Raw genomic sequence first — 3,779 nt, forward strand, 5'->3', positions numbered from 1 at the left:
CAGACCTGCCACGATGTGCAGCGTGGCTTCGGAGAACTCCGGCACCTCGGCCAGTTCCGCAGTCCACGCCGCAGTGAAGGCCGCGCGGTCGGCCTCGAGCCAGTGGGTGTCCTCCATGACCTTGGCCGGGACCGTGCTGGCATCAAGCGGGCGGATCAGGCGCAGGCGCGGCTCGATGGTCCCATCGTCCAGCATGTGACTGGTGGCGGGAACCTGCACGGCAGCCCGGCCCGAGCGGCTGTTAATGAGAAGACGCGCCTTCGGATCATCCAGCCAGTCGAGCGCATCAACCAGCGACAGCGGCGTGTTGCGGCGCTTTTCCGCGATGGTGAGAAGCTTGGTTTCCGCGCCGGAGCCCGGATGGGTGTAGATGACCTGTGCGTCGGTCACCCGGAAGCTCTCGGCACGGAGTGTTTCGAGCCCGAGATCATAGACCCCGGCGGCGATGGCGCCCTCGATCCTCTGGTCTAGCAATTCCTCAAAGGCCGCGAACAGCACGGCCTGCATGTCGATCGTCAGCGCCAGCAGGCGATTGAGGAAGGTCGTGATCGGCGGCAGGTCATCCTTCAGCCCGTTATCATCGGTCAGACTGAGCCCGGTCGCATCCTCGAAAGCCCCGAGCGAACATCCGGCCAAATCGCCGCGATAGATGCGGCGGTAAAGCTGGCGCAGGGCGTCGCGGGCGTAGGGCGACTCGAGGTTGTCTTCGGGCCGGAACAGCCCTTGCCCGCCGGTCTGGCGCTGGCCGCGCGTTATAGCGCCAAGCGTGTCGAGACGTCGCGCAATGGTCGACAGGAACCGCTTCTCCGCTTTGACATCGGTGGCCACCGGCCGGAACAGCGGCGGCTGTGCCTGATTGGTGCGGTTGGTCCGCCCGAGCCCCTGGATCGCCGCATCTGCCTTCCAACCAGGTTCGAGAAGATAGTGAACCCGCAGGCGCTGGTTCTTCGCCCCGAGATCGGCGTGATAGCTGCGCCCGGTGCCGCCGGCATCCGAGAAGATCAGGATACGCTTTTCGTCATCCATGAAGGCTTGGGTCTCAGTGAGGTTCGCGGCTCCGGCCCGGTTCTCCACCACGAGCCGTGCCGAATGCCCTTCGCCCTTGCGCACGACGCGCCGTGAGCGCCCTGTGACTTCGGCCACGAGATCGGTGCCGAAGCGCTGGACGATCTGGTCGAGTGCACCCGGCACGGGCGGAAGCGAAGCCAGTTTCTCGATCAGCGCGTCACGACGCCGGACGGCTTCGCGGCACTCCACCGGTTGGCCGTCGCGCGTGACGGGTCGCGACGAGAGGTTGCCCTCGCTGTCGGTGAAAGGCTCGTAGAGCTGCACCGGGAAGGAATGGGCGAGGTAATCCAGGACGTATTCCCGCGGGGTGATGTCAACGCGGATGTCGTTCCACTCCTCGGTCGGGATCTCCGACAGGCGGCGCTCCATCAGCGCCTCGCCGGTCGAGACGATCTGGATGACGGCGGCATGACCTGCCGCGAGATCGGCCTCGATGGAGGCGATCAGCGTGGGGGTCTTCATCGAGGTGAGCAAATGGCCGAAGAAGCGCTGTTTGGCGCTCTCGAAAGCTGACCGCGCAGCGGATTTCGCCTGACGGTTCAGTGTGCCCGACCCGCTCGGCCCGTCGGCCGCGCCGGAAATGTTCGCCGCCTCCAGCGCCGCGGTCAGGTTGTTGTGGATGATGGCGAAGGCCCCGGCATAGGCATCATAAATGCCGCGCTGCTCGGGGCTGAGCGCATGCTCCAGCATCTCGTATTCGACACCGTCATAGGACAGCGAGCGCGCCGTGTAGAGGCCGAGGGACCGCAGGTCGCGGGCGAGGACCTCCATCGCGGCGACGCCGCCAGCTTCGATGGCTTGCACGAATTCCGCCCGCGTCGCGAAGGGGAAGTCTTCACCACCCCAGAGCCCGAGCCGCTGAGCATAGGCGAGGTTGTGGACCGTCGTTGCGCCCGTGGCCGAGACATAGACCACGCGGGCATTGGGCAGTTTGTGCTGCAGGCGCAGGCCCGCCCTGCCCTGCTGCGAGGCCATGGTATCGCCCCGCTCGCCTTTGCCGCCGGCAGCATTCGCCATGGCATGGCTTTCGTCGAAGAGGATCACCCCGTCGAAATCCGCCCCGAGCCAGTCGACGATCTGGTCGACGCGGGATTTCTTGGCACCCCGTTCTTCCGAGCGCAGCGTCGCATAGGTGGTGAAGAGGATACCCTCGGTCAGAGGGATGTCACGGCCCTGCGCGAAACGCGACAGCGGCGTCACCAGCAGGCGCTCCTGCCCGAGCGCCGACCAGTCGCGCTGTGCATCTTCCAGCAGCTTGTCGCTCTTTGATATCCACAGCGCCTTGCGTCTTCCTCGGGCCCAGTTGTCGAGCAAGATCCCGGCCGACTGACGGCCCTTGCCTGCCCCCGTACCATCGCCGAGGAAAAAGCCCCGCCGGAAACGGACTGCGTCAGCGGCATCCTCGGGAGCGGCCGAGACCATATCGCCGGTTTCATCCACGGTCCACGATCCGGCGAGATGCGCGCCATGCGCCTCCCCCGCGTAGATGACGGTCTCAAGCTGCGCGTCGGACAGCAGGCCGTCGCGCAGGATGGTCGCCGGAAGCTTGGGGCGATAGCTGGGTTTCGGAGGTGCGACAGAGGCCATGGCCGCCGATTGCACAAGCTTGGTCGGGTGCGATGCGGCGTCTGGGATGTCGATAGCCTGCAGACGGAAGGTCTCGTAGATCGCGTCGGACAGCCGTGCGGCATCTTCGTCCTCGGCGGCATCGCGAGTTGCGTAGTTTAGTTCCTCGGCCTCGATCGGTGTGTCTGATTTCGCCGGTAGAGTCGCAGACGTCGCACGGGATCGGCTGACGGGTTTGCGGGTGGTGAGGTGAGAATTTCCCGGGAAGAGGGAAGAGTGGCCCAGACCCGCATTTGCGGCCTGTTCTAGTTCGAGGCGCGGGGGAACCTCTGCAGTGACCCGGGACATCAGATGCGCCACGTCCCTAGACATGGGTTGGCGCAGGTCTGCGGTGGTGCCGCCCGGCTCGCCGCCACGGCATTTGTCGAAGACAGAAATCCGCGTCTCAAAGCTGGTGCCGTGCTTGGCGAAAGCTGCTCCCGACACCGCGCCGGTGAAGACGAAATGGGCCGTCTCGGTCAGACGGCCGAATGTCTCGGCCCAGGCCGACGCATCCGGCGCGAAACCGGCTCCGGTGATGGCGACGAGCCGTCCGCCGGGGGCCAGACGCGCGAGGGCCGAGCGCAGATGCCGGGCCGTCGCCTCGGTCGACCGACCATCGACATTGGCTTGGGCCGAGAAGGGCGGGTTCATCAGGATGACGCTCGGGCTTGAGCAGGCGTCGAGATGATCATCGATCTGCGCGGCATCGAACCGGTTGACCGGTCGGGCCGGGAACAGCAGGCGCAGAAGATCGGCGCGAGTGTCCGCCAACTCGTTCAGAGCCAGAGTGCCGCCGGCGATCTCGGCGAGGATCGCCAGAAGCCCGGTCCCGGCAGACGGCTCTAGGACAAGATCACGGGCCGTGATCTGTGCTGCCGCCACAGCCGCGAGCCCCATGGGCAGCGGCGTCGAGAATTGCTGAAAGCGCTCCATCTCTTCCGACCGCCGGGTGTGCGTGGGCAAGAGGCCTGCCACCTTGGCGAGGATCGGCAAGAGCGCCGCAGGCGAGCCCGCCCGGGCGAGAAGGGCGCGGCCGAATTTCCGCAAGAACAGAACCAGCGCCACCTCGCCGGCCTCATAGGCGAGCTTCCAGTCCCAAGCAC

Annotated in this window: 1 protein-coding gene; it reads right to left on the minus strand. The window is 66.1% G+C overall.

Annotation, left to right across the window (positions count from 1 at the left end):
* Positions 1-3,779 (minus strand): bifunctional class I SAM-dependent methyltransferase/DEAD/DEAH box helicase (locus tag DL1_RS20430; protein ID WP_038070172.1); only part of this gene is annotated, 3,779 nt, incomplete at both ends.

Source organism: Thioclava dalianensis (genome assembly GCF_000715505.1).
GTDB classification, from domain to species: Bacteria; Pseudomonadota; Alphaproteobacteria; order Rhodobacterales; family Rhodobacteraceae; genus Thioclava; species Thioclava dalianensis.